The organism is Pseudomonas moorei (assembly GCF_008801475.1).
GTDB classification, from domain to species: domain Bacteria; phylum Pseudomonadota; class Gammaproteobacteria; order Pseudomonadales; family Pseudomonadaceae; genus Aquipseudomonas; species Aquipseudomonas moorei.
This window is the reverse complement of sequence record NZ_VZPP01000003.1, coordinates 313,540-338,665: the sequence shown is the minus strand read 5'-3', so window position 1 is coordinate 338,665 and position 25,126 is coordinate 313,540. Positions and strand designations below refer to the sequence as shown.

Genomic DNA, 25,126 nt, shown 5'->3' with positions numbered 1-25,126 from the left:
CTCAAACCTCCTGCCGCTGACGGGCAATGGACAGGCGTGGCCACAGCAGGGCGCCCAGGTGATAGAGCGCGAGCAAGGCGATCGACGCCCCGAGCGGCCACCAGAACAGATCACGTTTGGGTTGATGACTGAGGGTCTTCACTTGATGCGGCGTGAGGGTATCGAGGGTGCTGTAGACCTGATCCAGCGCATCGCGGTCTTCGGCGCGGAAGAACTTGCCTCCGGTGGCGGCGGCAATCTGCTGCAAGCCCTGCAGGTTGACCTTGGCTTCACCGGAGGCGTCAGGATCGCCGATGCCGATGGTGTGAATCACCACACCCTTGGCCGCCGCCATGGCCGCCGCGTGATCCGGAGTGATGGCGCTGCTGGTGTCGTTGCCGTCGGTGAGCAGGATCAGCACTTTTTCTTGTTCGCGGGCCTGGTCGAGCAGTTTCAGGCTCAAGCCGATGGCGTCGCCAATCGCTGTATTGGGGCCGGCCATGCCAATGCCGGTGTCGTCCAGCAACAGCGACAGGCTGGCGTGATCGAGGGTCAAGGGGGCCTGCGGGTAAGCGCCGCTGCCGAACACGATCAGGCCGAGACGATCCTCTTTGCGCTTGTCGATGAAGCTATGCACTACCGCTTTGACGGCGTCCAGGCGATTGATTTTCTGGCCATTGGCGTCGGTGAAATCGGTGGTTTCCATGGACTGTGAAAGGTCGATGGCCAGCATCAGGTCGCGTACCGGTTGCTGACGCTCGATGGGTTTTTCCACGTACACCGGCCGGGCCGCCGCCAGCAGCAACAGTGCCCACACCAGCAGGTTCAACAGCAATTGCCAGCGGTTGCTGCGGGTGCCGGCCTGACTGGGAGCCTGGCCGACGGCACGGCTCATGGCGGTAAAAAACGGCACGCGCACGGCGCTGCGCGCCTCACGGTAGTCAGGCAGGTAGCGATAACCGAACCATGGCAATGGCAGCAACAGCAACAGCCAGGGGTAATCAAGCTGCCACATGATGATGCTCCACCCAGGTTTTGCAGGTGTCGAACAGCTGCTGGCGTTGCTCATTGGGCAGTGCACGCAAAGCCGCATCGGGGGCATATGCAAGTAGCGACAGTTGTTGGCTGAAGTTGGCGGGCAACGGCTGCTTGCAGTGGCGCTGCAAAAACGCCTGCCAATCATCTTTTCCAAGTGCTGCCGGCGACTGTGGGAGCGAGCCTGCTCGTGATAGCGGACTGTCAACCACCTTCGTCGTTGGATGTTGAGCCGCCATCACGAGCAGGCTCGCTCCCACAGGTTGTGCGGCGGGCATTGAGAGGGCGGTACGTTTTAGAAGTTCTGGAAGTTCGCGCAACGCATTCAGGTCATCACTGCGCTTTTGCAACTGCGCCAGGCGCAGCAGCGCCTCACGCCGATAACGATCGCGCCGCCATTGCCAGTAACGCCGCGCGCTGACCAGCAACACCGTCACTGTCAATAGCGCCAACAATGCCCACCAACCCCACGTTTGCGGTGCGTAGCTGACCGCCGCTGGCAGGGCAATTTCCTGGAGTTGGTCAATGCTCGGAACGTTCGGATTCATCGCCGCGCTCCCGCCAGTTTGCCCAGCTCGGCGCGCAATTGTTGCTGTGCCTCGGTGGCGGTGCTGAACATCATCAAAGGCACCCGACTGCGCCGCAACAGCGTTGCAACGTCCTTCAGCCGGCCACTGAGAAAGTCTCCCAAAGGCTGGTTCACCTGACGGCGCTCCACCGCCAGCTCTACCTGCAACTCACCTTGGGTGATCAGCAAGCGGCCGTTTTTCGGCAGGTTCAGGGCCAGCGGATCGTAGACCTGCATGGCGATCACATCGTTGTGCGTGGCCAATTGGCGCATCAGCTGCAAGGTTCGTTCACCGGCCCCGGCAAAGTCGCTGACGATGCAGATCAGGTGATCGTGCCCCGCCAGGGCCAGGCACTGCTGCAACACCTTGTCGAGTTGCTCTTCGCCTTCGGCATCCGGGTTGGCCGCATTCAGTGCCTGGTTTTGCTGGGCGATACGGCTGCACAACGCTTCGATCCGCTTGCGGCTGCGCAACGGCGCGATGCGGTCGATGCGTTGGTCGTTGAACACCAGCCCACCGACCCGGTCCCCGGCGTTGAACACCATCCACGCCGCCAGGGCGCCGAGTTCAGCGGCGACGGCGGATTTGAAGCTGCGTTGCGAGCCGAAAAACATCGACATGCGCTGATCCACGACAATCAACGCCGGACGGTCCCGCTCTTCGGTGAAGGTGCGCACCACCGGTTTGCCGGTGCGCAACGACGCACGCCAGTCGAGGTGACGCAAATCGTCCCCGGGCTGGTAACGGCGCAATTCATCGAAGTTCAGGCCACGGCCCCGCAGGCGCGACGCATGGTTGCCGGCCAGGATGCTGCCCCGGGGCTGACGCGCAAGAAAACTCAAGTCACGGGCCTTGAATTCCAGCGCCATCAATTGCGCCAGAGAGACATAGACCAGGCCGTCGGCGTTCATGCGGGAATTGCCACTTTATCGAGCAACCGATCGAGCACCTGATCAGCCGTTACGCCATCGGCCACCGCGTCATAACTCAGTTGCAGGCGATGGCGCAGTACCGGGTGCACCACGGCGCGCACGTTATCCGGTGAGACGAAGTCCTGGCCCTGCAACCAGGCGTCGGCGCGGGCGCAGCGGTCCAGGCCGATACCGCCGCGAGGACTGGCACCGATATTGATCCAGCGCCCGAGGTCGGCGTCGTAATCGGCCGGATGGCGGGTGGCATTGATGATGTCGATCAAGTAGCGGTCGATGGCCGGGGAGACGTGCACCGCGCTGACTTCCCGGCGCGCGGCGAAGATCACGTCCTGGGCCAGGGCGAAGCCCTGCACTGGAGCAGTCTTGGCGCCGAGTGCCTGTTCCTCCTCGCGCAACAAGCGCAGCACCTGGCTCTCGTTTGTCGCGCTGGGGTAATCCAGCAGGACTTTCATCAGAAAGCGGTCCATCTGCGCTTCGGGCAGCGGGTAGGTGCCTTCCTGTTCGATGGGATTCTGTGTCGCGACAACGATGAACAGTTCCGGTAGCGCATGACTGTTGCCGGCCACGGTGATTTGCCGCTCTTCCATGGCTTCGAGCAACGCCGCCTGGACCTTGGCCGGGGCGCGGTTGATTTCGTCGGCCAGGATCAGGTTGCCGAACAGCGGGCCCGGCTGGAAGCGGATCTCGTTTTTGCCCTCGACCTGATGCAGCACCTCGGCGCCGGTGATGTCCGACGGCAGCAAGTCCGGGGTGAACTGGATGCGGCTCATCTTCGCGTCCAGGTGTTTGGCCAGTGCCTTCACCGTGCGAGTCTTGGCCAGCCCCGGCAGGCTTTCCAGGAGCAAGTGCCCATTGGCCAGCAGGCCCAGGAGGATCTGCCGAATCACCTGGTCCTGGCCCAGTACGGCTTCGGCGATGCTGGCTTGAAGGGCGTTGAGGTCATTGAGTGCGGTCATGGGTTACTCCTCGCTCAAAACATAAAGGTCGGAATGACCGGGGTGGAAGACGGGCGGAATTTCCAGCGGGCGCTGATGATCATCCCTGGCGATCTCCTAGAAAAACGCGAGGGTCAGGTTGATGTTGAAACCATTGCCTTCCGGCCGGTTCTTGGTGTCGAACTCGGGCACCCAGCGGGCGCTGACGCTGGCCTGGGCATCGGCGAACTTGCCGCTCCAGCCCACGGAAGGGCCGGCCCCCACCGAACGTCCGCGAAAGCCAGTGGTAGAGCCACTGCCGGAGTCATCGGTGATCTGCTGGATGTAACCGGCAACCAGACCGGCGTTCCAGCCGTTGCCGAAACCATGGGTCCACAGGGCGTCGAGGGTGAAGATGTCGCCGTTTTTATAATCGGTGGCATTGTTTTCGGTATAGAACTCCAGCCCGCCCGACAACGTGAACTCGCCGCCCTTGCCGTCCGCGTGGGTAAACGCCACGGTGGGCATGAAGGTGTAGGTGTTCTGTCCGGGGTTGGCCAGGCGATTGTCGTTGTAGGCACCGGTCGGCACGTAGATCGGCAGGGACAAGGAGAGGTGGTTGACCTCGTCGAAGTGGTAGCCGGCGGCAATCGGTGTCACCAGCATGTCGGCGAACTGGGTGCCGGTGTCTTCATTGCCCAGCGTGCGGCCACGGGGGCCGCTGATGCTCGCGGTGACGTCGGTGTATTGCACCGGCACGCCAATGGCCGAGGCATAGTTCCAGCTTCCCTTGCCGGTGTCCCAGATACGGGTGAAGTTGGCCATGGTGTAGGACACCTTCATGTCCACCCCGGTACTCAAGGCACCGACAATCGGCACTTGGGTGTTGCCCTTGAGATCGCCGTCGTACCAGATGCTGGTCAGGGACATCACCCAGCCCGGTGCCGGCGGAATAACCCCCGCATTGGAAAATACCTGCTGACCGGTGATCGGCCGGCCAACGCCGCCCTCGGCTGCCAGCACCAGCGGGCTACCCCCAACCATGCACAGCGCCAACAAAGGGCGCACTACTGAAGGCCTGATCATCACTGACTCCGCTTATTTGTCTTTTTGGTCTACAGGGGTCAGCAACGGCATATTCCATTGGCCATTGGTGACTTCCGGTTTGGGCAGGTAGAGGCGCAGTACGCCGTAGAACGGACCGTTCGGTGCCGGCAGCCAGTTGCTTTGCAGGTCTTTGGCCGGCGCCTGGTGCTGTACATAGAGGGTCAGGCCACCGTCGGTATCGCGTTTGAGGTCAGGCAGCATGCGCGAGTTGATCAGGTAGCGATTGAGCGGGTTGGCCACCAGGAGTTTGTTCTGGCCGTCGTACATCGTCAGCGACCAGAACGCGTCGGCCGGGGGCAGGGCGTCTTTGTCGAAGTGCAGGGTGTAATCGTGTTTCGAGGCATCGACCGGTTGCCCGTCCTTGTCGACGAAATAGCCGATGTAATCCGCTTCTTCGGCGGAGTTGCCGAAAATCCCCATGTTGGCGCCGGCGTAGCGGTACAGGTAATTGCCCTTGAGGTGGTCGCGGGTGCCGAACACGTCACCGCTGGAGACTTCGTGGGTGTCGACTTTGGTTTTCTTGAATTCGGCGAACTCGGCCTTGGCGTCGCTGATGCCGTCCTCCAGGGCCTTGCGCTGGTCCGGGCTGAGGGTGTTGACGTTGAACGGCTTGCCGGCTTCGATGCCGATTTTCGCGAATCGCCCCAGCAGGTCCTTTTCCACGTCCTGGGAGGGTGCGAAGGACAGCATGAAGTTCAGGTAACGGAAGATGTCCGGGGTGTCGCTCATGGTCGGTGTGGGTTTCGGCCAGTCGATCTTCGGCGCAGCCGGTGGCGCCTTTTGCTTGTCGTAGTGGCTCAGGGTTTCGACCTTGTAACCCTTCTGGATCTGCTTGACCTTGGCCAGGTCCTTGTCATCGAACAACTGGGTGCGATACAGCGCGTAGGCGATGTTGCTTTCGCTACGCAGCAGGCGGTCGATGTTCAGCGGTTGCTGACCCTGCCAGTTGGGCCCGGCGATCATGTAGTGGCCGCCATTGTTGCCGGTGCTGCGGGTTCCCAGGTAGGCGAAGTTCTGCGTGTAGGCGTCGATCAATTGCACCGAGTAGTAACGGTGCTCTTCGATGGGCGGCAAGGTCAGCACCAGGGGCTCGGCGCGCAGATCCATCCAGACGAAGGAATAGGGCGTGTCGGCATTTGGCGTGACGAACGCGGTGTCCCTGGCGGTAAACGCCTTGGCGGTGTTGCCGATCTGGTTGAACGGTGCCTTGAAGTTCGGGCTCTTCTTGTCCACGGCCTGGGTGTACAGCGTCTTGTACATCTCCACTACGGGGAAACCATATAGATAGGCTTCCTTGGCAATGCTCCGGGCTTCTTCCGGGGTGGCGGTGAAGTTGGCCGAGGCGCTGGTGCTCAGGGCCAGGGCCAGACCGCTCAACAGTAAATTGCGCTTATTCATGGTGGGTCCTTGTTGAAATCCTGCCCGTCATTTCACGGCTGTGATGTCGTCGAGTTTCCAGGTCTTGTTGAAATAGGCTTCAGTCGGGGCATACAGGCGGAAGTAGCTGAACCAGTGTTTGCCCGGCAGGGTTTGCACCCAGTTGTTCTCGAAGCCTTTTGGCGCGGTCGGGCCGAAGTACAGGTCCACTGAGCCATCGGTGTTCTTTTTCAGGTCCTGGCGTGACGACAGGTCGGCTTTGCGTTGTGGGTTATCAATCAGGCAACGGCTGTCGGTGTCGTACACGGTCAACGACCAGAACTGCTTGGCTGGCGGGTTGGCGCCGACGTGGAGGCGATAGTGCTTGCCGCCGTCGAGCCAGTTGCCCTTGTCGTCGGTGTAAGCGCCGAGGTAGGTCTGGCCCAGGCCCGGGGTTTTGGAAACCATGCCTTTGGTGTTGGTGACCGCTTCGTAAAACCAGGCACTGCGTTCCCACAACTGGTCGTAATAGGCCACGCGCTGCGACGGCTCGGCGATGTTCAGCACGGTGTCCCATCGCCGGTCCGGCCAGTACTGTGCGCCGGGGAAACGTTTGGCGAACGTGTTGGCCTTGGCGATCAGTTCACCCACCAGGGCTCCTTGCTCCAGGGCCTTGTGTTGGGCTTCGGTCGGGTTGAACGGTTTGTCTTTCTCGATGCCAAGGCTGGCGAGCATGGCCATGTAGAAGCGGTCACGTTCGTTGACCGGTTCTTTCTGGATGATCTGGTGCAGGCGCTGCCAATACGCCAGGCCGCGTGGCTGGGTGCCGGACCAGGCTTTGCCACCAGGAGAGAGCAGTTTGGTCTTTGCCGGATCGGCGCGTTTGGCGTAGGGATACATCTTGAACTGTTCGACCAGTGCCGTGCCTTTGGCCGGGTCCGGATCGAGCACGCGAAAACCTACCAGCACGTTCATGGTTTCCGATTTGGCCAGGTAATACTTGCCGGCATCGGCCGGCGGTTCGACGCCTGGTGGCAGCACCAGGTATTTGCCGCCCTGGCCCTTGTCGGGGCCGGTCTGGCCCATGTCGATGATTGCGCGCTGCCAGAAATCACCGACGCCCCCTGCGGTCGGGCCGGGCGGCAATTCGATGACCAGCGGGCCGGTTTCATTGAGATCGACGAAACCGAGGATGTACGGTGTGGTGGCGTTGGCGGTGATCACACCGAGCTTGTCTTCGTAGCTGTTGAGCACCATCAGGTCGCCGCTGCGGGCACCCAGTTTGTCGCGGAATTCTGCCTGCCATTGGGCGTAAGACACCAGCGGCAAGGCCCAGAGGTAACTTTGGGTGGCCTGCTGGAAATCCAGTTCGGCATACAGTTTGGCAATGGATTCGTGGGCTGGCAGCTCGCCCTCCATGGCAATTTTGCCGATTCGGGTGTCGAGGTCCTGAGCACCGACACCACAACTGACGAACATCGTCATCAGGCTGAAACCGGCTACGCGAATGGCACCGTGCATAAAAGCTCCTTGCTGACCGTTATTCACGGTCCATGCGGTTCGAAGAAGGCATTAATGGTATTAGGCCGGGGTTTGCAGGTTTTGCCGCCCCCCAAACCGAGGGGGCGTGAGGGTGATTTTGAATGTCGAACACCCAGTTGGCGTTTGAGCGAAAGTCACTGCGATGTAGATCGAATCGGGCGTTGGCCGGGAAGTGGGTGGCTGTATGCAGCTTCAGGGCGCATTGGTCCAGCAGGTGGGGAGCGGGCGCAAGGTACTGCAGGTTGTTGATGGTGTCGGCAGTCTCGGTGTTGTCCACCTGGGCGTAAAAGCCAGGCACAGGCAAAGTCGCCAAAAGACAGACGTGCATCCCCTTTTTATTCGCCATGATTCCCCGGTTCCTTGGTGGCTCATATAGACAACTCGGCACTTGGCGGCCGTTACGACGTAGTCTCTTTGCTATCCAGCCTGTAGGACACGTCTTGTTGACGCTAGCAGCTCACCACCGTTTAGCCAGTCGAAGGGATTAATTCTTTGGTTTTGTGTGCAAAATCTCACCTTTTTCGTGTACTAGAAAGTTAATGCGATTCAGTGGGTTGGACGTGAGCGCGCGTATTGAAACGAGGGAACCCGCCGTCTGTGAGAACACAAAAGGCGGGTTTCAAGGATCCATGGCGAGGGACTTTCCCCTGTTGGGCAGTGGAGCGACCCCTCAACGGGGTAGACGCGATTTATCGAGAAAACGGATCGACGATTGCGGGGCGTCCGCGCACCCGAAGCCAGCAATTCACAGGTGTATTCGAGCAGGGTCCGGTTGTCGATGTCGGGGGGCGAGCCCGCCACTGTCCTGACTCGTTGCTCAGCACTTCTTCTGCCCAAACGCCCGCTGTTCCTGCTCGCGCAGTTCCGGCGTGAATTCTTCGCCAAAATCCTCCATCTCGAACACCTGGCGGATTTCGATCTCGGCCTCGGTACCCGGCATCGGGTTGGGGCAGCGCTTGACCCACTCGATGGCTTCCTCCCTGGACTTCACCTGCCACAGCCAGTAGCCGGCAATCAGTTCCTTGGTTTCGGCGAACGGGCCGTCGATCACCGTGCGCTTGTCGCCCGAGAAGCGCACGCGGGCGCCTTTGCTGCTGGGGTGCAGGCCTTCGCCCGCGACGAGGATGCCGGCCTTGGCCAGTTCTTCGTTGTAGTTGCCCATGGCGGTCAGCAGTTCGTTGCTGGGCATGACACCGGCTTCGGAGTCCTGGCTGGCTTTGATGATGATCATGAATCGCATGGTTTTAATCTCCGCTGGATTAGAGTGCTTCAATTTATAGTCGTACGGCGGAGGGCCTAATCGACACTGTTGCAAAAAAATTCACCAACGAGGTCGATGCGGGGCTTTCGTGATGAGCGCCGGGAGGCGGCTGGGGAGGGCGATTGCCTAATGGGTCGGACAAGCCCGGCTTCCACAGGGTCTTGTGGTGATTGTGCAAACACCGGGTTTCAGATTGCTCGACGACTGGTCACAATTTGTATCCAGAGTAGGTCGTCGGACAATTTCGTGGTTAACTTCGACCTCTTCAAAATTCTCTACCACAAACGTTCAGAAGGACTCCGTTCATGGCTCAAGTCACTCTTAAAGGCAACCCGGTTCAAGTCAACGGCCAACTGCCTCAAGCCGGTTCCAAGGCGCCAGCCTTTTCCCTGGTTGCCGGCAATCTGTCCGACGTCACCCTGAAAGACTTCGCCGGCAAGCGCAAAGTGCTGAACATCTTCCCAAGCGTCGACACCCCGACCTGCGCCACCTCCGTGCGCAAGTTCAACGCCCAGGCCAACGACGTGGCCAACACCGTGGTGCTGTGCATCTCCGCTGACCTGCCGTTCGCCCAGGCCCGTTTCTGCGGCGCGGAAGGTCTGGAAAACGTCCAGAACCTGTCGACCCTGCGCGGTGCCGAATTCATCCAGAACTACGGCGTGGCCATCGCTGACGGCCCGCTCAAAGGCCTGACCGCCCGCGCCGTGGTGGTACTGGACGAGAACGACAACGTGCTGCACAGCGAACTGGTCAAGGAAATCGCTGAAGAACCGAACTACGAAGCGGCACTTGCTGTACTGAAATAAGCATACCTTTACAAAGTTTAACGGCCTGGCCCTCCCCAGGCCGTTTTCATTTGTGCTTCAGTGTCTTAGATAAGTCTTCTGTTACGTAAGCCGAAGGTAAATTGCCGGTAAAGGCGCTTTGCTTAATACCCGCCAGTGCTTATCGTTCAGCCTCATGTAAAAAAGAAGCCCACGCGCCTAATGGTTGATCACTCAATGCAATCCTCCACCCCCCGTAGTCCCCGTCGCTGGCTGTTTGGCCTGCTCGTACTCTTGGTCATCGCTGGTCTGTGCTGGAAGTTCTGGCCTGGCAGCGCGGTGCCGAAAGACGCTGCGGGGCAAAAAGCCGTTGCCGGACACACGGGCAGGTCGGGCGCGATGCGTCCCGGCTTCGGCGGTGCGACAGGGCCGGTTCCGGTGCGAGTGGCGCCGGCGGTCAAGGGTGACTTCCCGCTGTACTACAAGGCTTTGGGCACCGTCACGGCGCTGAATACCATCAACGTGCGCAGCCGCGTCGGCGGTGAACTGGTCAAGATCTACTTCGAAGAAGGGCAGATGGTCAAAGCTGGCGATCTGCTGGCCGAGATTGATCCACGTCCGTACCAGAACGCCTTGCTTCAGGCCGAAGGCACCTTGCTGCAGAACCAGGCACAGCTGAAAAACGCCCAGGTGGACGTCGAGCGTTATCGCGGCCTGTACCGTGAAGACAGCATCGCCAAGCAAACCCTGGACACCGCCGAAGCACTGGTGGGACAGTTCCAAGGCACGGTCAAGACCAATCAGGCGGCGGTCAACGACGCCAAGCTCAATCTCGAATTCACCCGGATCCGTGCACCGATCGCCGGACGCATCGGTTTGCGGCAACTGGACATCGGCAACCTGGTCGCGGCCAACGATACGACGGCACTGGCAGTCATCACCCAGATCCAACCGATCAGCGTAGCCTTCACCCTGCCGGAAAGCAGCCTTGACGTCGTGCTGGCCCGCTATCGCAGTGGCGCGAGGCTGCCGGCCGAAGCCTGGGATCGTGGTGATACCAAGCTGCAGGCCACCGGCGTGTTGCAGAGTCTGGACAACCAGATCAACGTCACCACCGGGACCCTGAAATTCAAGGCGCGCTACGAAAACCGCGATCAGTCGCTGTTCCCCAACCAGTTCGTCAATGTGCGCCTGTTGGCCGACACCCTCAAAGACGTGGTGCTCGCACCTTCTGCGGCCATCCAGTTCGGTACAAACGGCACGTTCGTCTATGCCCTGGACGGCGACAAGAAGGTCAAGATTCGCCAGTTGAAAATCGGCGCCAGCGACGGTGAAAACACCGTGGTCACCGAAGGCCTTTCCGCGGGTGATCGCGTGGTGCTGGAGGGCACCGACCGTCTCAAGGACGGCAGCGACGTGGAAGTGGTCAACACCCCCGAGGACGTGCCGGCCAGTCCGGCTGGCCACCTGCAAGGCAAATCGGCGGCCAGTACGACTGAACAGACCACCGACAAGGCGAAAAAGGGCGGCGCATGAATCTCTCGCGGCTGTTCATCCTTCGCCCGGTAGCGACCACCCTGAGCATGCTGGCCATCGTTCTGGCCGGCGTGATCGCTTATCGGCTGTTGCCGGTCTCGGCGTTGCCTCAGGTCGATTACCCGACCATCCGCGTCATGACCCTTTACCCCGGCGCCAGCCCGGACGTCATGACCAGCGCCGTCACCGCTCCGCTCGAACGGCAGTTCGGGCAGATGCCCGGCCTGACGCAAATGGCGTCCACCAGCTCCGGTGGCGCCTCGGTGCTGACCCTGCGTTTCAGCCTCGACATCAACATGGACGTCGCCGAGCAGCAGGTGCAAGCCGCGATCAACGCCGCGACCAACCTGCTGCCCAAGGACCTGCCGGCGCCGCCGGTGTACAACAAGGTCAACCCGGCCGATACGCCGGTGCTGACCCTGGCCATCACGTCCAAGACCATGCTGCTGCCCAAGCTCAACGACCTGGTCGACACCCGCATGGCACAGAAAATCGCCCAGATCAGCGGCGTTGGCATGGTCAGCATCGCCGGTGGTCAGCGTCAGGCGGTGCGGATCAAGGTCAATCCCGAGGCCCTGGCGGCCAACGGCCTGAACCTGTCGGACGTGCGCACGCTGATTGGCGCCTCCAACGTCAACCAGCCCAAGGGCAACTTCGATGGCCCGACGCGGGTCTCGATGCTCGATGCAAACGATCAACTGACGTCGCCCAAGGACTACGCCAACCTGATCCTGGCATACGCCAACGGCGCACCGTTGCGTCTCAAGGACGTGGCCGAAATCGTCGACGGCGCCGAGAACGAGCGTCTGGCGGCGTGGGCCAACGAAAACCAGGCGGTGTTGCTGAATATCCAGCGCCAGCCCGGGGCCAACGTCATCGAGGTGGTCGACCGGATCAAGGCCTTGCTGCCGAGCATCACCGACAACCTGCCGGCCGGCCTCGACGTGACGGTGCTGACTGACCGCACCCAGACCATCCGCGCCTCGGTCAAGGACGTGCAGCACGAGTTGCTGATCGCCATCGCGCTGGTGGTGATGGTGACGTTCCTGTTTCTGCGTCGGGCAAGCGCCACGATCATTCCGTCGGTGGCCGTGCCGCTGTCGCTGATCGGCACCTTTGGCGTGATGTACCTCGCGGGCTTCTCGGTCAACAACCTCACCTTGATGGCCCTGACCATCGCCACCGGTTTCGTGGTGGACGACGCGATCGTCATGCTGGAAAACATTGCCCGATTCATCGAAGAGGGCGACAGCCCTTTGAATGCGGCACTCAAGGGCGCCAAGCAGATCGGCTTCACCCTGATTTCCCTGACCCTGTCGCTGATCGCGGTGTTGATCCCGCTGCTGTTCATGGCGGACGTGGTGGGGCGGTTGTTCCGCGAATTCGCCATCACCCTGTCGGTGGCGATCCTGATCTCCCTGGTGGTGTCCCTGACCCTGACGCCGATGATGTGCGCGCGGCTGCTCAAGCGAGAACCCAAGGAAGAAGAACAAGGCCGTTTCTATCGGGCCAGTGGCGCGTTCATCGATTGGATGATCACGGCCTACGGGCGCAAATTGCAGTGGGTGCTCAAGCACCAACCGCTGACCCTGTTGGTGGCCATCGGCACCCTGGCGCTGACGGTATTGCTGTACATCGCCGTGCCCAAGGGCTTCTTCCCGGTACAGGACACCGGGGTGATCCAGGGCATTTCCGAGGCGCCGCAGTCGATTTCCTTCGCCGCGATGAGCGAACGCCAGCAGGAACTCGCCAAGGTGATCCTGGCCGATCCGGCGGTTGAAAGCCTGTCGTCCTACATCGGTGTCGATGGCGACAACTCCACGCTCAACAGCGGTCGGTTGCTGATCAATCTCAAATCCCACAGCGAGCGCGACCTGAGTGCTACGGCAGTGATTGCCCGGTTGCAACCGGAGCTGGACAAACTGGTCGGCATTCGCCTGTTCATGCAGCCGGTGCAGGATTTGACCATCGAGGACCGTGTCAGCCGTACGCAATATCAGTTCAGCATGTCGTCGCCGGACTCCGAATTGCTCAGCCTGTGGAGCGGGCGGCTGGTCGAGGCCCTGGCGCAACGGCCGGAACTGACCGACGTCGCCAGCGACCTGCAGGACAAGGGGTTGCAGGTCTATCTGGTGATCGACCGGGATGCCGCGTCGCGGGTCGGGGTGTCGGTGTCGAACATCACCGATGCGCTGTATGACGCCTTCGGCCAGCGGCAGATTTCCACCATTTACACCCAGGCCAGCCAATACCGCGTGGTGCTGCAATCACAGTCCGGGGAGAAGATCGGCCCGCAGGCGCTGGAGCAGATCCACGTCAAGACCACCGATGGCGGTCAGGTGCGTCTGTCCAGCCTGGCGCACATCGAAGAGCGCCAGGCGCAACTGGCGATCACCCATATCGGCCAGTTCCCGGCGGTGATGATGTCGTTCAACCTCGCGCCCGGCGTGGCGCTGGGGCATGCGGTGCAGATCATCGAACAGGTACAGAAGGACATCGGCATGCCGATTGGCGTGCAGACCCAGTTCCAGGGCGCGGCCGAGGCTTTCCAGGCGTCGCTGTCGAGTACCCTGCTGCTGATCCTGGCGGCGGTGGTGACCATGTACATCGTGTTGGGCGTGCTGTACGAAAGCTACATTCACCCGATCACCATTCTCTCGACCCTGCCCTCGGCGGCAGTCGGTGCGTTGCTGGCGTTGATCCTCAGCGGCAATGACCTGGGCATGATCGCGATCATCGGCATCATCCTGTTGATCGGGATCGTGAAGAAGAACGCCATCATGATGATCGACTTCGCCCTCGACGCCGAGCGCAATCAGGGCATGGCCCCTGAAACGGCCATCTACCAGGCGGCCTTGCTGCGTTTCCGGCCAATCCTGATGACCACCCTGGCGGCCCTGTTTGGCGCGGTGCCCCTGATGTTGGCCACCGGTTCCGGGGCGGAATTGCGTCAACCGCTGGGTCTGGTGATGGTCGGCGGCTTGTTGGTCAGTCAGGTGCTGACGCTGTTCACTACGCCGGTTATCTATCTCTACTTCGATCGCCTCGGTCGGCGCTGGGGTCGCAAGCCTGAGCCGGTGGAAGCGGTAGAGCAGCCATGAACCTCTCCGGTCCTTTCATCAGGCGCCCGGTCGCGACCATGTTGCTGAGCCTGGCGATCATGTTGCTGGGCGGTGTCAGTTTCGGCCTGTTGCCGGTGTCGCCGCTGCCCCAAATGGACTTTCCGGTGATCGTGGTGCAGGCCAGCCTGCCAGGCGCAAGCCCGGAGGTCATGGCGTCCACCGTGGCCACGCCGCTGGAGCGTTCCTTCGGCGCCATCGCCGGGGTCAATACCATGAGCAGCCGCTCCAGCCAGGGCTCGACCCGGGTGATCCTGCAATTCGACCTCGACCGCGACATCAACGGCGCGGCGCGGGAAGTGCAGGCGGCGATCAACGCCTCGCGTAACCTGTTGCCCAGCGGCATGCGCAGCATGCCAACGTACAAGAAGGTCAACCCGTCCCAGGCGCCGATCATGGTGCTGTCGCTGACCTCGGACGTACTTGAAAAAGGCCAGCTCTACGACCTGGCGTCGACCATCCTGTCCCAGAGCCTGTCCCAGGTGCAGGGTGTCGGTGAGGTACAGATCGGTGGCAGTTCGCTGCCGGCGGTGCGCATCGAGCTCGAACCCCAGGCGCTCAATCAGTACGGCGTGGCGCTGGACGATGTGCGCAACACCATCGCCAATGCCAACGTGCGCCGGCCCAAGGGCTCGGTGGAGGACAGCCAGCGCTTGTGGCAAGTCCAGGCCAACGACCAACTGGAAAAAGCCAAGGACTATGAGTCGCTGATCATTCACTACGCCGACGGTGCAGCCCTGCGCCTTAAGGATGTGGCCAAGGTCAGCGACGGCGTCGAGGACCGTTACAACAGCGGATTCTTCAACAACGATTCGGCGGTATTGCTGGTCATCAACCGGCAAGCCGGCGCCAACATCATTGAGACGGTCAACGAGATCAAGGCGCAGCTGCCGGCGTTGCAGGCGGTGCTGCCGGCCAGCGTCAAACTGAACCTGGCCATGGACCGCTCGCCGGTGATCAAGGCCACGCTGCACGAAGCGGAGATGACCCTGCTGATCGCCGTGGCCCTGGTGATTCTGGTGGTGTTCCTGTTTCTCGGTAACTTCCGTGCGTCGCTGATTCCGACCCTGGCGGTGCCGGTGTCGCTGGTCGGCACCTTTGCGGTGATGTACCTCTATGGCTTCTCGCTGAACAACCTGTCGCTGATGGCGCTGATTCTGGCCACCGGGCTGGTGGTGGACGATGCCATCGTCGTGCTGGAGAACATTTCCCGGCACATCGACGAAGGTGTACGGCCAATGAAGGCGGCCTACCTCGGCGCCCGGGAAGTCGGCTTCACGCTGCTGTCAATGAACGTGTCACTGGTGGCGGTGTTCCTGTCGATCCTGTTCATGGGCGGGATCATTGAAAGTCTGTTTCGTGAGTTTTCGATCACCCTGGCGGCGTCGATCGTGGTGTCGCTGGTGGTCTCGCTGACACTCACGCCGATGCTTTGCGCGCGTTGGCTCAAGCCCCATGTGCCGGGCCAGGAAAACCGCTTGCAACGCTGGAGCCGCCAGGCCAACGAATGGCTGGTCGCTAAATACGCGACGAGCCTCGACTGGGTGTTGCGCCATCGGCGGCTGACCTTGTTGAGTCTGCTGGTGACCGTTGGCGTCAACGTTGCCCTGTACGTGGTCGTGCCGAAAACCTTTATGCCGCAACAGGACACCGGCCAGTTGATCGGTTTTGTGCGCGGCGACGACGGCCTGTCGTTCAGCGTGATGCAGCCGAAAATGGAGACCTTCCGCCGCGCCGTGCTCAAGGACGAAGCCGTGGAAAGCGTCGCCGGTTTCATCGGTGGCACCAACGGCACCAATAACACCTTCATGCTGGTGCGGTTGAAACCGATCAAGGAACGCAATATCTCGGCGCAGAAGGTCATCGAACGTCTACGCAAGGAAATGCCCAAGGTCGCCGGGGCGCAACTGATGCTGATGGCCGACCAGGACCTGCAATTCGGTGGTGGCCGTGAACAGACCACATCGCAGTATTCCTACATTTTGCAAAGCGCTGATCTTGGCGAGTTGCGCGAGTGGTACCCGAAAGTCGTCACCGCGCTGAGGGCTTTGCCGGAGCTGACCGCGATTGACGCCCGTGAAGGCCGTGGTGCCCAACAGGTGACCTTGATTGTCGACCGCGACCAGGCCAAGCGCCTCGGGGTCGACATGGACATGGTCACGGCGGTGCTGAACAACGCCTACAGTCAGCGGCAGATTTCCACCATCTACGACAGCCTCAACCAGTACCAGGTGGTGATGGAGGTCAACCCGAAATACGCCCAGGACCCGATCACCCTCAAGCAGGTTCAGGTGATTACCGCTGCGGGTGAGCGGATTCCGCTGTCGACCATCGCTCACTATGAAAACAGCCTGGAAGATGACCGGGTCAGCCACGAAGGCCAGTTCGCTTCCGAAAGCATTTCCTTCGACATGGCCGAAGGGGTCACGGTGGAGCAGGGCACGGCGGCTATCGAGCGGGCGATTGCCAGGCTGGGCATGCCGGAAGACGTGATCGTGAAAATGGCCGGCACCGCCGATGCCTTTGCCGCCACCCAGAAGAGTCAGCCGTTCATGATCCTTGGCGCGCTGGTGGCGGTGTACCTGGTATTGGGTGTGCTGTATGAAAGCTACATCCACCCGCTGACCATTCTGTCGACCTTGCCCTCGGCCGGTGTCGGCGCCTTGCTGTCCATCTATGCCTTGGGCGGGGAGTTCAGCCTGATCTCGTTGCTGGGCCTGTTCCTGCTGATCGGCGTGGTCAAGAAAAACGCCATCCTGATGATCGACCTGGCCCTGCAACTCGAACGCCAGCAAGGCATGGCGCCGCTGGAGTCGATCCGCAACGCCTGTTTGCAACGTTTGCGGCCGATTCTTATGACCACCCTGGCGGCGATTCTCGGCGCCTTGCCATTGTTGCTCAGCCGTGCAGAAGGGGCGGAAATGCGCCAGCCACTGGGCCTGACCATTATCGGCGGGCTGATCTTCAGCCAAGTGTTGACCCTTTACACAACCCCGGTGGTTTACCTCTATCTCGACAAGCTGCGCCATCGTTTCAACCATTGGCGTGGGGTGCGTACCGATGCTGCTCTGGAAACTCCGCTATGACTGACCGTTCGCTTTACAACCTGGCTGCACCGATGATCGCGGCTCGAGGCTCGCGTTTGTTGAGCCTGTCGCTGTGCGTGGTGATGCTCAGTGCCTGTGCCGTCGGCCCCGATTACCAGCGCCCGCAAACCGCCACGCCGGCGCAGTACAAGGAAGCGGCCGGCTGGCGTCAGGCCAATCCGAGCGATTCCCTGGCCCGCGGCGCGTGGTGGGAGTTGTATGGTGATCAGCAACTCAATGGTCTGGTCGAGAAACTCAATGCGTCCAACCAGACCGTGGCGCAGTCCGAAGCCCAGTATCGCCAGGCCCAGGCCCTTGTGCGCAGCGCCCGAGGCGCGTTTTTCCCGACGGTGGACCTGACCGTCGGCAAGAACCGCTCCAGCCAGGGCACCGGCAGCAGCAATTCCAGCCTGACCAGTTCTTCCAGCGGCATTCGTGACACCTATACGGCCCAGGCCGGCGTGAGTTGGGAGGCCGATGTCTGGGGCAAACTGCGTCGCGGCCTGGAAGCCGACACCGCCAATGCCGAGGCCAGTTTTGCCGACCTGGCGGCGATGCGCCTGAGCCAGCAGTCGGAACTGGTGCAGAACTACCTGCAATTGCGCGTGATCGATGAGCAGAAACGCCTGCTGGAGGCGACGGTCGAGGCCTATCAGCGTTCGTTGAAAATGACCGAAAACCAATACCGCGCCGGGGTCTCCGGCAAGGATGCGGTGGCCCAGGCGCAGACTCAACTCAAGAGCACCGAGGCGGATATGGTCGATTTGATCTGGCAGCGCGCCCAGTTCGAAAACGCCATCGCCGTACTCATCGGTTTGCCGCCCGCCGAGTTCAACCTGGCGGAAATCAACAGCATCCCGGCATTGCCGCAAGTGCCACTGAGCCTGCCTTCGCAACTGCTGGAACGGCGCCCGGACATTGCCTCCGCCGAACGTTCGGTCATGGCCGCCAACGCTAACATCGGTGTAGCCAAGGCTGCCTATTACCCGGACCTGACGCTGAGCCTGAATGGCGGTTACAGCAGCAGCACGTATGCCAACTGGATCAGCTTGCCTAACCGCTTCTGGTCGGTCGGGCCGCAACTGGCCATGACCTTGTTCGACGGTGGTCAACGTTCGGCGGAAGTGGACCGCAGCGAAGCGGCCTACGATGAAACCGTGGCCAAATACCGCCAGACCGTGCTCGATGGTTTCCGTGAAGTGGAAAATTACCTGGTTCAGCTCAAGGTGCTGCAAGACGAAGCGGTCGTACGCCAGCAGGCACTGGATGCGGCCCGTGAGTCTTTGCGCTTGACCCAGAACCAGTACAAGGCCGGTCTGATCGCCTACATCGATGTGGTAGTGACCCAGGCCGCTGCCCTGAACAATGAACGCAGCAACCTGAGCCTGCTGCAAAGTCGCTTGATTGCCAGCGTGCAGTTGATTGCGGCATTGGGTGGCGGGTGGGATGGCCAACTGCAGGTCAGCGGCAATTTGTAGGCGCTGGCTTTCCAGCACCTGCAAAATTGGCGAACTTACGCTTGTTACGATGCCAAACGGCAGTTATTTCCGCCCCCACATTGATCGTTAAAAACCACTCGTCCAGTTAATGTGAAACCTTAAAACAAGCGTTTCATCGGACTGCTGGCCTTTTGCTAATTTTGTGAGTGCGTTCTCATTTGGAATCAGTACAATCGCCGGATTTGCCCCGCCAGGCATGATCGTCATCCAGGGGGGCGCTCGCGAGAAGTCTCATGCTCATCGGTAGCTATTCCCCCACCCTGGTTATCATTTCGCTCTGTGTGGCGATTCTCGCTTCATACACGGCTCTCGACCTGACTGGACGCATTGCCACGGCCAAGGGGCGGGCCGTGCATTTATGGACGGCGGGTGGCGCTTTCGCCATGGGCATCGGCGTATGGTCGATGCATTTCATCGGCATGCTCGCGTTCAAATTGCCCATCGATCTGGGCTATGACATCACCTTGACACTGCTGTCGCTGTTGATCGGCGTCCTGTCTTGCGGCTTTGCCCTGTGGCTGGTCAGTCAGCCGCAACTGCCGGCGTGGCAATTGGCTGTCGGCGCGCTGGCCATGGGCGCCGGGATCAGCGCCATGCATTACACCGGCATGGCGGCCATGCGCATGCAGCCGGGTATCGATTACGATCCGACGCTGTTCAGCGCGTCGCTGCTGATCGCGGTAGGCGCCTCCGGGGCGGCGCTATGGATTGCCTTCCGTTTGCGTCAGCACACGCCTTATGTGCGCCTGATCCGCGGCGGTGCGGCAGTCATCATGGGGATTGCCATTGTCGGCATGCATTACACCGGCATGGCGGCTGCGCGTTTTCCCGATGGCAGCTTTTGCGGCGCGGCGGTCAATGGCCTGAATGGCAAAGGCCTGGACAATCTCGTGCTGATCACCACCCTGGCGGTGTTGAGCATCGCCTTGTTGACGTCGATCCTCGACGCGCGCCTGGAGGCCCGCACCGCCAGCCTTGCCCAATCACTGACCGAAGCCAACCGCGAACTCACCCAACTGGCCCTGCACGACACCCTGACCGGTTTGCCGAATCGGGTGTTGCTGGCCGACCGCATCGACCAGGCGATGTCCAGGGTGGACGCCGAAGGTGGGTGTTTTGCGTTGATGTTCATCGATCTGGACGGCTTCAAGCCGGTCAATGACGCCTTCGGTCACCATATGGGTGACTTGCTGTTGCGCGAGGTCAGCCTGCGTTTGCGCGAAGACCTGCGCAGCCAGGACACCTTGGCGCGCATTGGCGGCGATGAGTTCGTGTTGCTGGTGCAGTTGAGTGAGCAAAACGATGCCATGGGCCTCGCGGCGCGCCAGGTCGGGTTGATCGCCCGTTCGTTCCGGGTCGCCGAACATGACTTGCAGATCTCTGCCAGCGTCGGTATTGCGCTGTATCCGGGCAATGGCCAGAGCGCCCACGAATTGCTGATGAATGCCGATGCGGCGATGTATCACGCCAAGGGCGCCGGCAAAAACGGTTACAGCTTCTTCGATGCCTCGATGAACAGCAACGCGCGAAAACAGCTGCAACTGCTGCAGGACCTGCGCAACGCCCTGGACCACAACGAGTTCAGCCTTCACTACCAGCCCAAGTTCGACGCCGGTAACGGCCGGCCGGTCGGTGCCGAGGCGTTGTTGCGCTGGGAGCATCCGACGCAGGGCATGTTGCTGCCGGACAAGTTCATCGATCTCGCGGAAAAGACCGGGCTGATCATTCCGATTGGTGACTGGGTGCTCAATGAAGCCTGCCGCCAGATGCGCGAGTGGTACGTGCTTGGCTACACCGACTGGCGTATCGCGGTGAATCTTTCCGCCTTGCAGTTCTGCCATGTCGGCCTGGTACAGAGTGTCGCCAAGGCGCTGGCCACGCATCATCTGCCGGCCAACAGCCTGACCCTGGAAATCACTGAAACCACCGCCATGAGCGATGCCGATGCGAGCATGACGGTACTTCAGGCGCTGTCGGACATGGGCGTTGACCTGTCCATCGATGATTTCGGTACCGGCTATTCCAGTTTGATGTATCTCAAGCGGCTGCCGGCCAACGAACTGAAAATCGACCGAGGGTTTGTGCGTGACCTGGAGCGCGACAGCGACGATGCCGCGATTGTTTCCGCCATCGTCGCCCTGGGCCAGGCACTGGGTTTGCGGATCGTCGCCGAAGGCGTGGAAACCGGGTCGCAACAGGACTTCCTGACCCAACTCGGGTGCTACTCGTTGCAGGGTTACTTGCTCGGGCATCCATTGCCCGCCGAGCGTTTCATGGTGGAGATCCATCGTTCGGAGCAATTGGCGGTGGTTTGACAGGCGTTTGTGATCCGGGAGCTGGCGACAGGTTCATGCAAAAACCGACGAGGACGGTTATTCTTGCCCCCGGAACGCTTACGCTTGAAACGGGGAAAGCCTGCATGGACAAAGTCATTATCATCACCGGCGGCAGTCGCGGCATCGGTGCCGCCACAGCCCTGTTGGCCGCCGAACAAGGTTACCGGATCTGCATCAACTATCAGGCCGATGAACAAGCGGCGCAGGGCGTGCTGGAGAAAGTCCGCGCGCTGGGTGCCCAGGCCATCGCCGTACGGGCCGATGTCAGCATCGAAGACGAAGTGATCGCGCTGTTTCACCGGGTTGATACCGAACTTGGCCGGGTCACCGCGCTGGTGAACAACGCCGGTACCGTGGGACACAAGTCCCGTGTCGACGAAATGTCCGAATTTCGTATCCTCAGAACCCTCAAGACCAATGTGCTGGCGCCCGTCCTGTGCGCCAAGCATGCGATTCTGCGCATGTCGCCCAAGCACGGCGGGCAGGGCGGCAGCATCGTCAATGTGTCCTCGGTCGCCGCCCGTCTGGGTGCACCCAACGAATACGTCGACTACGCCGCCTCCAAGGGCGCACTCGACACCTTCACCATTGGCCTGTCCAAGGAAGTGGCCGGCGAAGGCATCCGCGTCAACGCCGTACGCCCCGGCTATATCTATACCGATTTCCACGCACTGAGCGGCGACCCTGATCGGGTCAGCAAACTGGAGTCGGCGATACCCATGGCCCGGGGCGGGCGTCCGGATGAAGTGGCCGAGGCGATAGTCTGGTTGCTGTCGGACAAGGCTTCGTACGCGACCGGGACCTTCGTTGATTTGGGGGGTGGACGTTAGACCTCTGGATGGTCGCTGTCAGGTCTGGCCTCTTCGCGAGCAGGCTCGCTCCCACAATTGACCGTGTACCCTTTGGGAGCAAGCTCGCTCCCAAGGTTGACCGTGTACCCCTGTGGGAGCGAGCCTGCTCGCGATTGCGTTCTTTCAAGCGACATCTGAACGTCAGAACGATCGAATAATCCGCCCCAACGTCTCCATCGCCTTTTCCGCCGCCTCATCCCACGGGCTCCCGTAATTCAAGCGAATGCAATTCCTGAATCTTTGGGTCGGCGAGAATATCGGCCCCGGCGCAATACTGATGCCCTGGGCCAGGGCCATTTGAAACAACTTCAACGAATCCATCTGCTCCGGCAATTCCAGCCATAAAAAGTACCCGCCTGCTGGCTGACTGACGCGAGTCTGAGCCGGAAAGTAGCGAGCGATGGCCGCGAGCATCGCGCTTTGTTGTTCTTCCAGGGCATAGCGCAGTTTGCGCAGATGCCGATCGTAACCGCCGTGCTGCAGGTAATCGGCAATGGCGGCCTGAGCCGGCATCGAGGCGCACAGAGACGTCATGAGTTTGAGGCGTTCGATTTTCTGCGCGTAACGACCTGCGGCCACCCAGCCAATGCGATAACCGGGCGCAAGGCTTTTGGCGAAGGAGCCGCAATGCATGACCAGGCCTTCGGTATCAAACGCCTTGGCCGGTTTCGGTGCCTGTTGTCCGTAATACAACTCGGCGTAGACATCGTCTTCGATCAGCGGTACCTGGTGACGGCGCAGCAGCTCCACCAGTTCCTGTTTCTTCGCCTCGGGCATGGTGGCGCCCATGGGATTCTGGAAGCTGGTCATGCACCAGCAGGCCTTGATCGGGTGGCGGTCCAGGGTTTGCGCGAGGACGCCGAGGTCGATGCCGTCGCGCGGGTGCACCGGAATTTCCACGGCTTTGATTTTCAGCCGCTCGAGGATTTGCAGGCAGGCATAGAACGCCGGGGCTTCGATGGCCACCAGGTCGCCGGGTTGGGTCACGGCTTGCAGGCACAGATTCAGCGCTTCCAGTGCACCGTTGGTGATCAGCAGTTCTTCCATGGGCAGCATCAGCCCGCCGACCATGTAGCGCAGGGCGATTTGCCGACGCAATTGCGGGTTGCCCGGCGACATATCGGTCACGACCATGCGCGGGTCCATCTCGCGGCTGGCACTGGCCAGCGATCGCGACAGCCGTTGCAGCGGAAACAGGGTCGGGCTGGGGAACGCCGAGCCGAAGGGCACAGTGTTCGGGTCCTTGATCGAGTCGAGGACCGAGAACACCAGTTCGCTGACGTCGACTTCAGTCGATTCGTTGACCTGGCTGCTGATTTCCGGCTCGGAAAACGGTCGCGGTGCATGGGCATTGACGAAGTAGCCGGATCGCGGCCGGGCGCGGATCAAGCCGCGGCGCTCCAGCAGGTAATACGCCTGGAACACGGTGGAGGGGCTGACGCCGTAGGTCTGGCTGGCGTAGCGCACCGATGGCACGCGCTGTCCGGGGCCCAGGACACCGGAGCGGATCAGTTCTGCGATGTCGTCGGCGAATTTTTCGTAGCGTTTCATCGGTATCCCGCAATGGAATCGAATAACGGTGGCGAGGGTGCAATTTCCCTCGCCACAAAGCTGTGCATCTTAAAGGCTCAGCGGTTCATTGGCGCTACAAAGCGGCTCTTGGCCACGCTATAGATGCCGGGTTCGTCGCTGTCGACGATTTTGAAGGCGATGCTTTGCGAGCTGCTGGCCGGACGGTCCGTGGTCATTGCCACCGACACCGGCACATCGACAATTTCGCCGGGTGCCAGGCTCAGTTCAGTCTTGCCCTGCAACTGGAAACCTTCGCCGTCGACCAATGCCAGGCGGTAGTCCTGACGCTGCTGGGTCTTGTTGATGATCTTCAGGCTGTAGATGTTTTCGATCTGCCCCTGGCTGTTCTCGCGGAATAGGCCGCGGTCCTTGCTGACGTCCAGCGACACCATTGGCCGTTCGACCAAGGCCAGTACCAAGGCGCCGATCATCACCAGCAGCACGGCGGTGTAGCCGATCAGTCGTGGACGCAACAGATGAGTCTTGCCGCCTTGCAGTTGGTGCTCCGAGGTGTAGCTGATCAGCCCGCGAGCGTAGCCCATTTTGTCCATGATCGAATCACAGGCGTCGATGCACGCGGCGCAGCCGATGCATTCCATCTGCAAGCCATCGCGGATGTCGATGCCGGTCGGGCATACCTGCACGCACAGTTGGCAATCAATGCAATCACCCAGCCCGACTTCGGCCGGTTTGACCTCGCGTTTGCGCGGGCCACGGCTTTCGCCCCGGGCGACGTCGTAGGAAATGGTCAGGGTGTCCTTGTCGAACATCACGCTCTGGAACCGCGCATAGGGGCACATGTGCATGCACACCGCTTCACGCAGCCAACCGGCATTGATGTAGGTGGCGCCGGTGAAGAACAGCACCCAGAACAGGCTGACGCCACTCAACTGCAAGGTCAGCAGTTCTTCGGCCAGCGGCCGGATCGGCGTGAAGTAACCGACGAAGGTCAGGCCGGTCAGCAGGCTGATCGCCAGCCACAGCGTGTGCTTGGCCGAGCGGCGCATGAGCTTGTTCAAGCCCCAGGGCGCGGCTTGCAGTTTGATGCGCTGGTAACGTTCGCCCTCGGTGATTTTCTCGCACCACATGAAGATCCAGGTCCAGGAACTTTGCGGGCAGGTATAGCCACACCAGACCCGCCCGGCGAACACGGTGATCGCAAACAGGCCGAACGCGGCAATGATCAGCAGGGCCGAGAGCAGGATGAAATCCTGTGGCCAGAACGTCGCGCCGAAGATGTGGAACTTGCTTTCGGACAGGTCCCAGAGCACTGCTTGGCGCCCACCCCAGTTCAACCACACGGTGCCGAAGAACAGCAGAAACAGAAATCCCGCACCGCTCATGCGCAGGGTGCGGAACACACCGGTGAAGCTGCGGGTGTGGATCAGGTTGTCGCTGGTCTTGACCTTCATCTTGGGGCGTGAAGGTTCATGGGTTTTTACGATTGGGGCACTTTCTACGGTTCGGACGGGGATTCTCTCGCTCATGGTCTTTCGCTCATCAGCCTCCATCAGGCATGAGCACTATGAGCGGCCATCTGTTTGCATAACAGACTCAGGTATCGCAATAAAAACCGGATCAGATGGGGTTCGCATGCGATCCTGCGACAAGTTGAAGCACCTGCCTCGGCGGCACGCAGTTGGCTATATCAGGTGTTTGCAGCCAATG

General features: G+C 60.9%; 18 protein-coding genes. 7 read left to right on the top strand and 11 right to left on the bottom strand.

Annotated features, from left to right (window positions below):
• Window position 1: 1 nt before the first annotated feature.
• The 9 genes from F7R06_RS06920 to F7R06_RS06880 form a co-directional block, all read right to left on the bottom strand.
• Window positions 2-994, bottom strand: coding sequence for a vWA domain-containing protein (locus tag F7R06_RS06920; protein WP_090321006.1), 993 nt, complete (start codon window positions 992-994; stop codon window positions 2-4).
• The gene (locus F7R06_RS06915) at window positions 981-1,562 is read right to left on the bottom strand and encodes a DUF4381 domain-containing protein (protein ID WP_090321009.1); all 582 of its coding nucleotides are present in this window, start codon (window positions 1,560-1,562) and stop codon (window positions 981-983) included. Before F7R06_RS06915 ends, F7R06_RS06920 begins: the two co-directional genes overlap by 14 nt.
• Window positions 1,559-2,494, bottom strand: coding sequence for a DUF58 domain-containing protein (locus tag F7R06_RS06910; RefSeq protein WP_090321013.1), 936 nt, complete (start codon window positions 2,492-2,494; stop codon window positions 1,559-1,561). Before F7R06_RS06910 ends, F7R06_RS06915 begins: the two co-directional genes overlap by 4 nt.
• Window positions 2,491-3,471, bottom strand: coding sequence for an AAA family ATPase (locus F7R06_RS06905; protein WP_090321016.1), 981 nt, complete (start codon window positions 3,469-3,471; stop codon window positions 2,491-2,493). The genes F7R06_RS06910 and F7R06_RS06905 overlap by 4 nt, the downstream gene beginning before the upstream one ends.
• A 96-nt stretch (window positions 3,472-3,567) precedes the next feature.
• Complete coding sequence (locus F7R06_RS06900; protein WP_090321018.1) at window positions 3,568-4,515, bottom strand: SphA family protein; 948 nt, start codon at window positions 4,513-4,515, stop codon at window positions 3,568-3,570.
• Between the two features lie 12 nt (window positions 4,516-4,527).
• A complete protein-coding gene (locus F7R06_RS06895) occupies window positions 4,528-5,934 on the bottom strand; it encodes a DUF1254 domain-containing protein (RefSeq protein ID WP_090321025.1) in 1,407 nt (468 codons plus the stop codon).
• Between the two features lie 27 nt (window positions 5,935-5,961).
• Window positions 5,962-7,413 carry a DUF1254 domain-containing protein gene (locus F7R06_RS06890; protein WP_090321028.1) on the bottom strand — a complete coding sequence of 484 codons (1,452 nt, stop codon included), beginning with the start codon at window positions 7,411-7,413 and terminating at the stop codon, window positions 5,962-5,964.
• 19 nt (window positions 7,414-7,432) lie between these two features.
• Window positions 7,433-7,780: a hypothetical protein gene (locus F7R06_RS06885; protein WP_090321031.1), complete on the bottom strand. Its 348-nt coding sequence runs from the start codon at window positions 7,778-7,780 to the stop codon at window positions 7,433-7,435.
• Window positions 7,781-8,251: 471 nt separating this feature from the next.
• Window positions 8,252-8,674, bottom strand: coding sequence for a YciI family protein (locus tag F7R06_RS06880; protein ID WP_090321034.1), 423 nt, complete (start codon window positions 8,672-8,674; stop codon window positions 8,252-8,254).
• Between the two features lie 326 nt (window positions 8,675-9,000).
• Here F7R06_RS06880 and tpx point away from each other — a divergent pair, with 326 nt between their 5' ends.
• From tpx to F7R06_RS06845, 7 genes are all read left to right on the top strand, one after another.
• Window positions 9,001-9,501 (top strand): thiol peroxidase, encoded by a 501-nt coding sequence (gene tpx, locus F7R06_RS06875; protein WP_090321038.1) that lies wholly within the window; start codon window positions 9,001-9,003, stop codon window positions 9,499-9,501.
• A gap of 180 nt (window positions 9,502-9,681) precedes the next feature.
• Entirely contained in the window at window positions 9,682-10,995 is a 1,314-nt protein-coding gene (locus tag F7R06_RS06870; RefSeq protein WP_090321041.1) for an MdtA/MuxA family multidrug efflux RND transporter periplasmic adaptor subunit, read from the top strand.
• The gene (locus tag F7R06_RS06865; protein WP_090321044.1) at window positions 10,992-14,096 is read left to right on the top strand and encodes an MdtB/MuxB family multidrug efflux RND transporter permease subunit; all 3,105 of its coding nucleotides are present in this window, start codon (window positions 10,992-10,994) and stop codon (window positions 14,094-14,096) included. The genes F7R06_RS06870 and F7R06_RS06865 overlap by 4 nt, the downstream gene beginning before the upstream one ends.
• Window positions 14,093-17,200, top strand: coding sequence for an efflux RND transporter permease subunit (locus tag F7R06_RS06860; protein WP_090321047.1), 3,108 nt, complete (start codon window positions 14,093-14,095; stop codon window positions 17,198-17,200). The genes F7R06_RS06865 and F7R06_RS06860 overlap by 4 nt, the downstream gene beginning before the upstream one ends.
• Complete coding sequence (locus F7R06_RS06855; protein ID WP_090321050.1) at window positions 17,197-18,678, top strand: efflux transporter outer membrane subunit; 1,482 nt, start codon at window positions 17,197-17,199, stop codon at window positions 18,676-18,678. The genes F7R06_RS06860 and F7R06_RS06855 overlap by 4 nt, the downstream gene beginning before the upstream one ends.
• Before the next feature lie 254 nt (window positions 18,679-18,932).
• Window positions 18,933-21,014: a putative bifunctional diguanylate cyclase/phosphodiesterase gene (locus F7R06_RS06850; protein ID WP_090321053.1), complete on the top strand. Its 2,082-nt coding sequence runs from the start codon at window positions 18,933-18,935 to the stop codon at window positions 21,012-21,014.
• Window positions 21,015-21,118: 104 nt separating this feature from the next.
• Entirely contained in the window at window positions 21,119-21,865 is a 747-nt protein-coding gene (locus tag F7R06_RS06845) for an SDR family oxidoreductase (protein ID WP_090321056.1), read from the top strand.
• A 162-nt stretch (window positions 21,866-22,027) separates the two neighbouring features.
• On the opposite strand, the gene mapR is transcribed toward F7R06_RS06845, so the two are convergent.
• Together mapR and ccoG are read right to left on the bottom strand one after the other, a co-directional pair.
• Window positions 22,028-23,437, bottom strand: a complete 1,410-nt coding sequence (gene mapR / locus F7R06_RS06840) for a GntR family transcriptional regulator MpaR (protein ID WP_090321058.1) — start codon at window positions 23,435-23,437, stop codon at window positions 22,028-22,030.
• Window positions 23,438-23,514: 77 nt separating this feature from the next.
• Window positions 23,515-24,945, bottom strand: a complete 1,431-nt coding sequence (gene ccoG, locus F7R06_RS06835; protein WP_090321061.1) for a cytochrome c oxidase accessory protein CcoG — start codon at window positions 24,943-24,945, stop codon at window positions 23,515-23,517.
• Window positions 24,946-25,126: the final 181 nt, after the last annotated feature.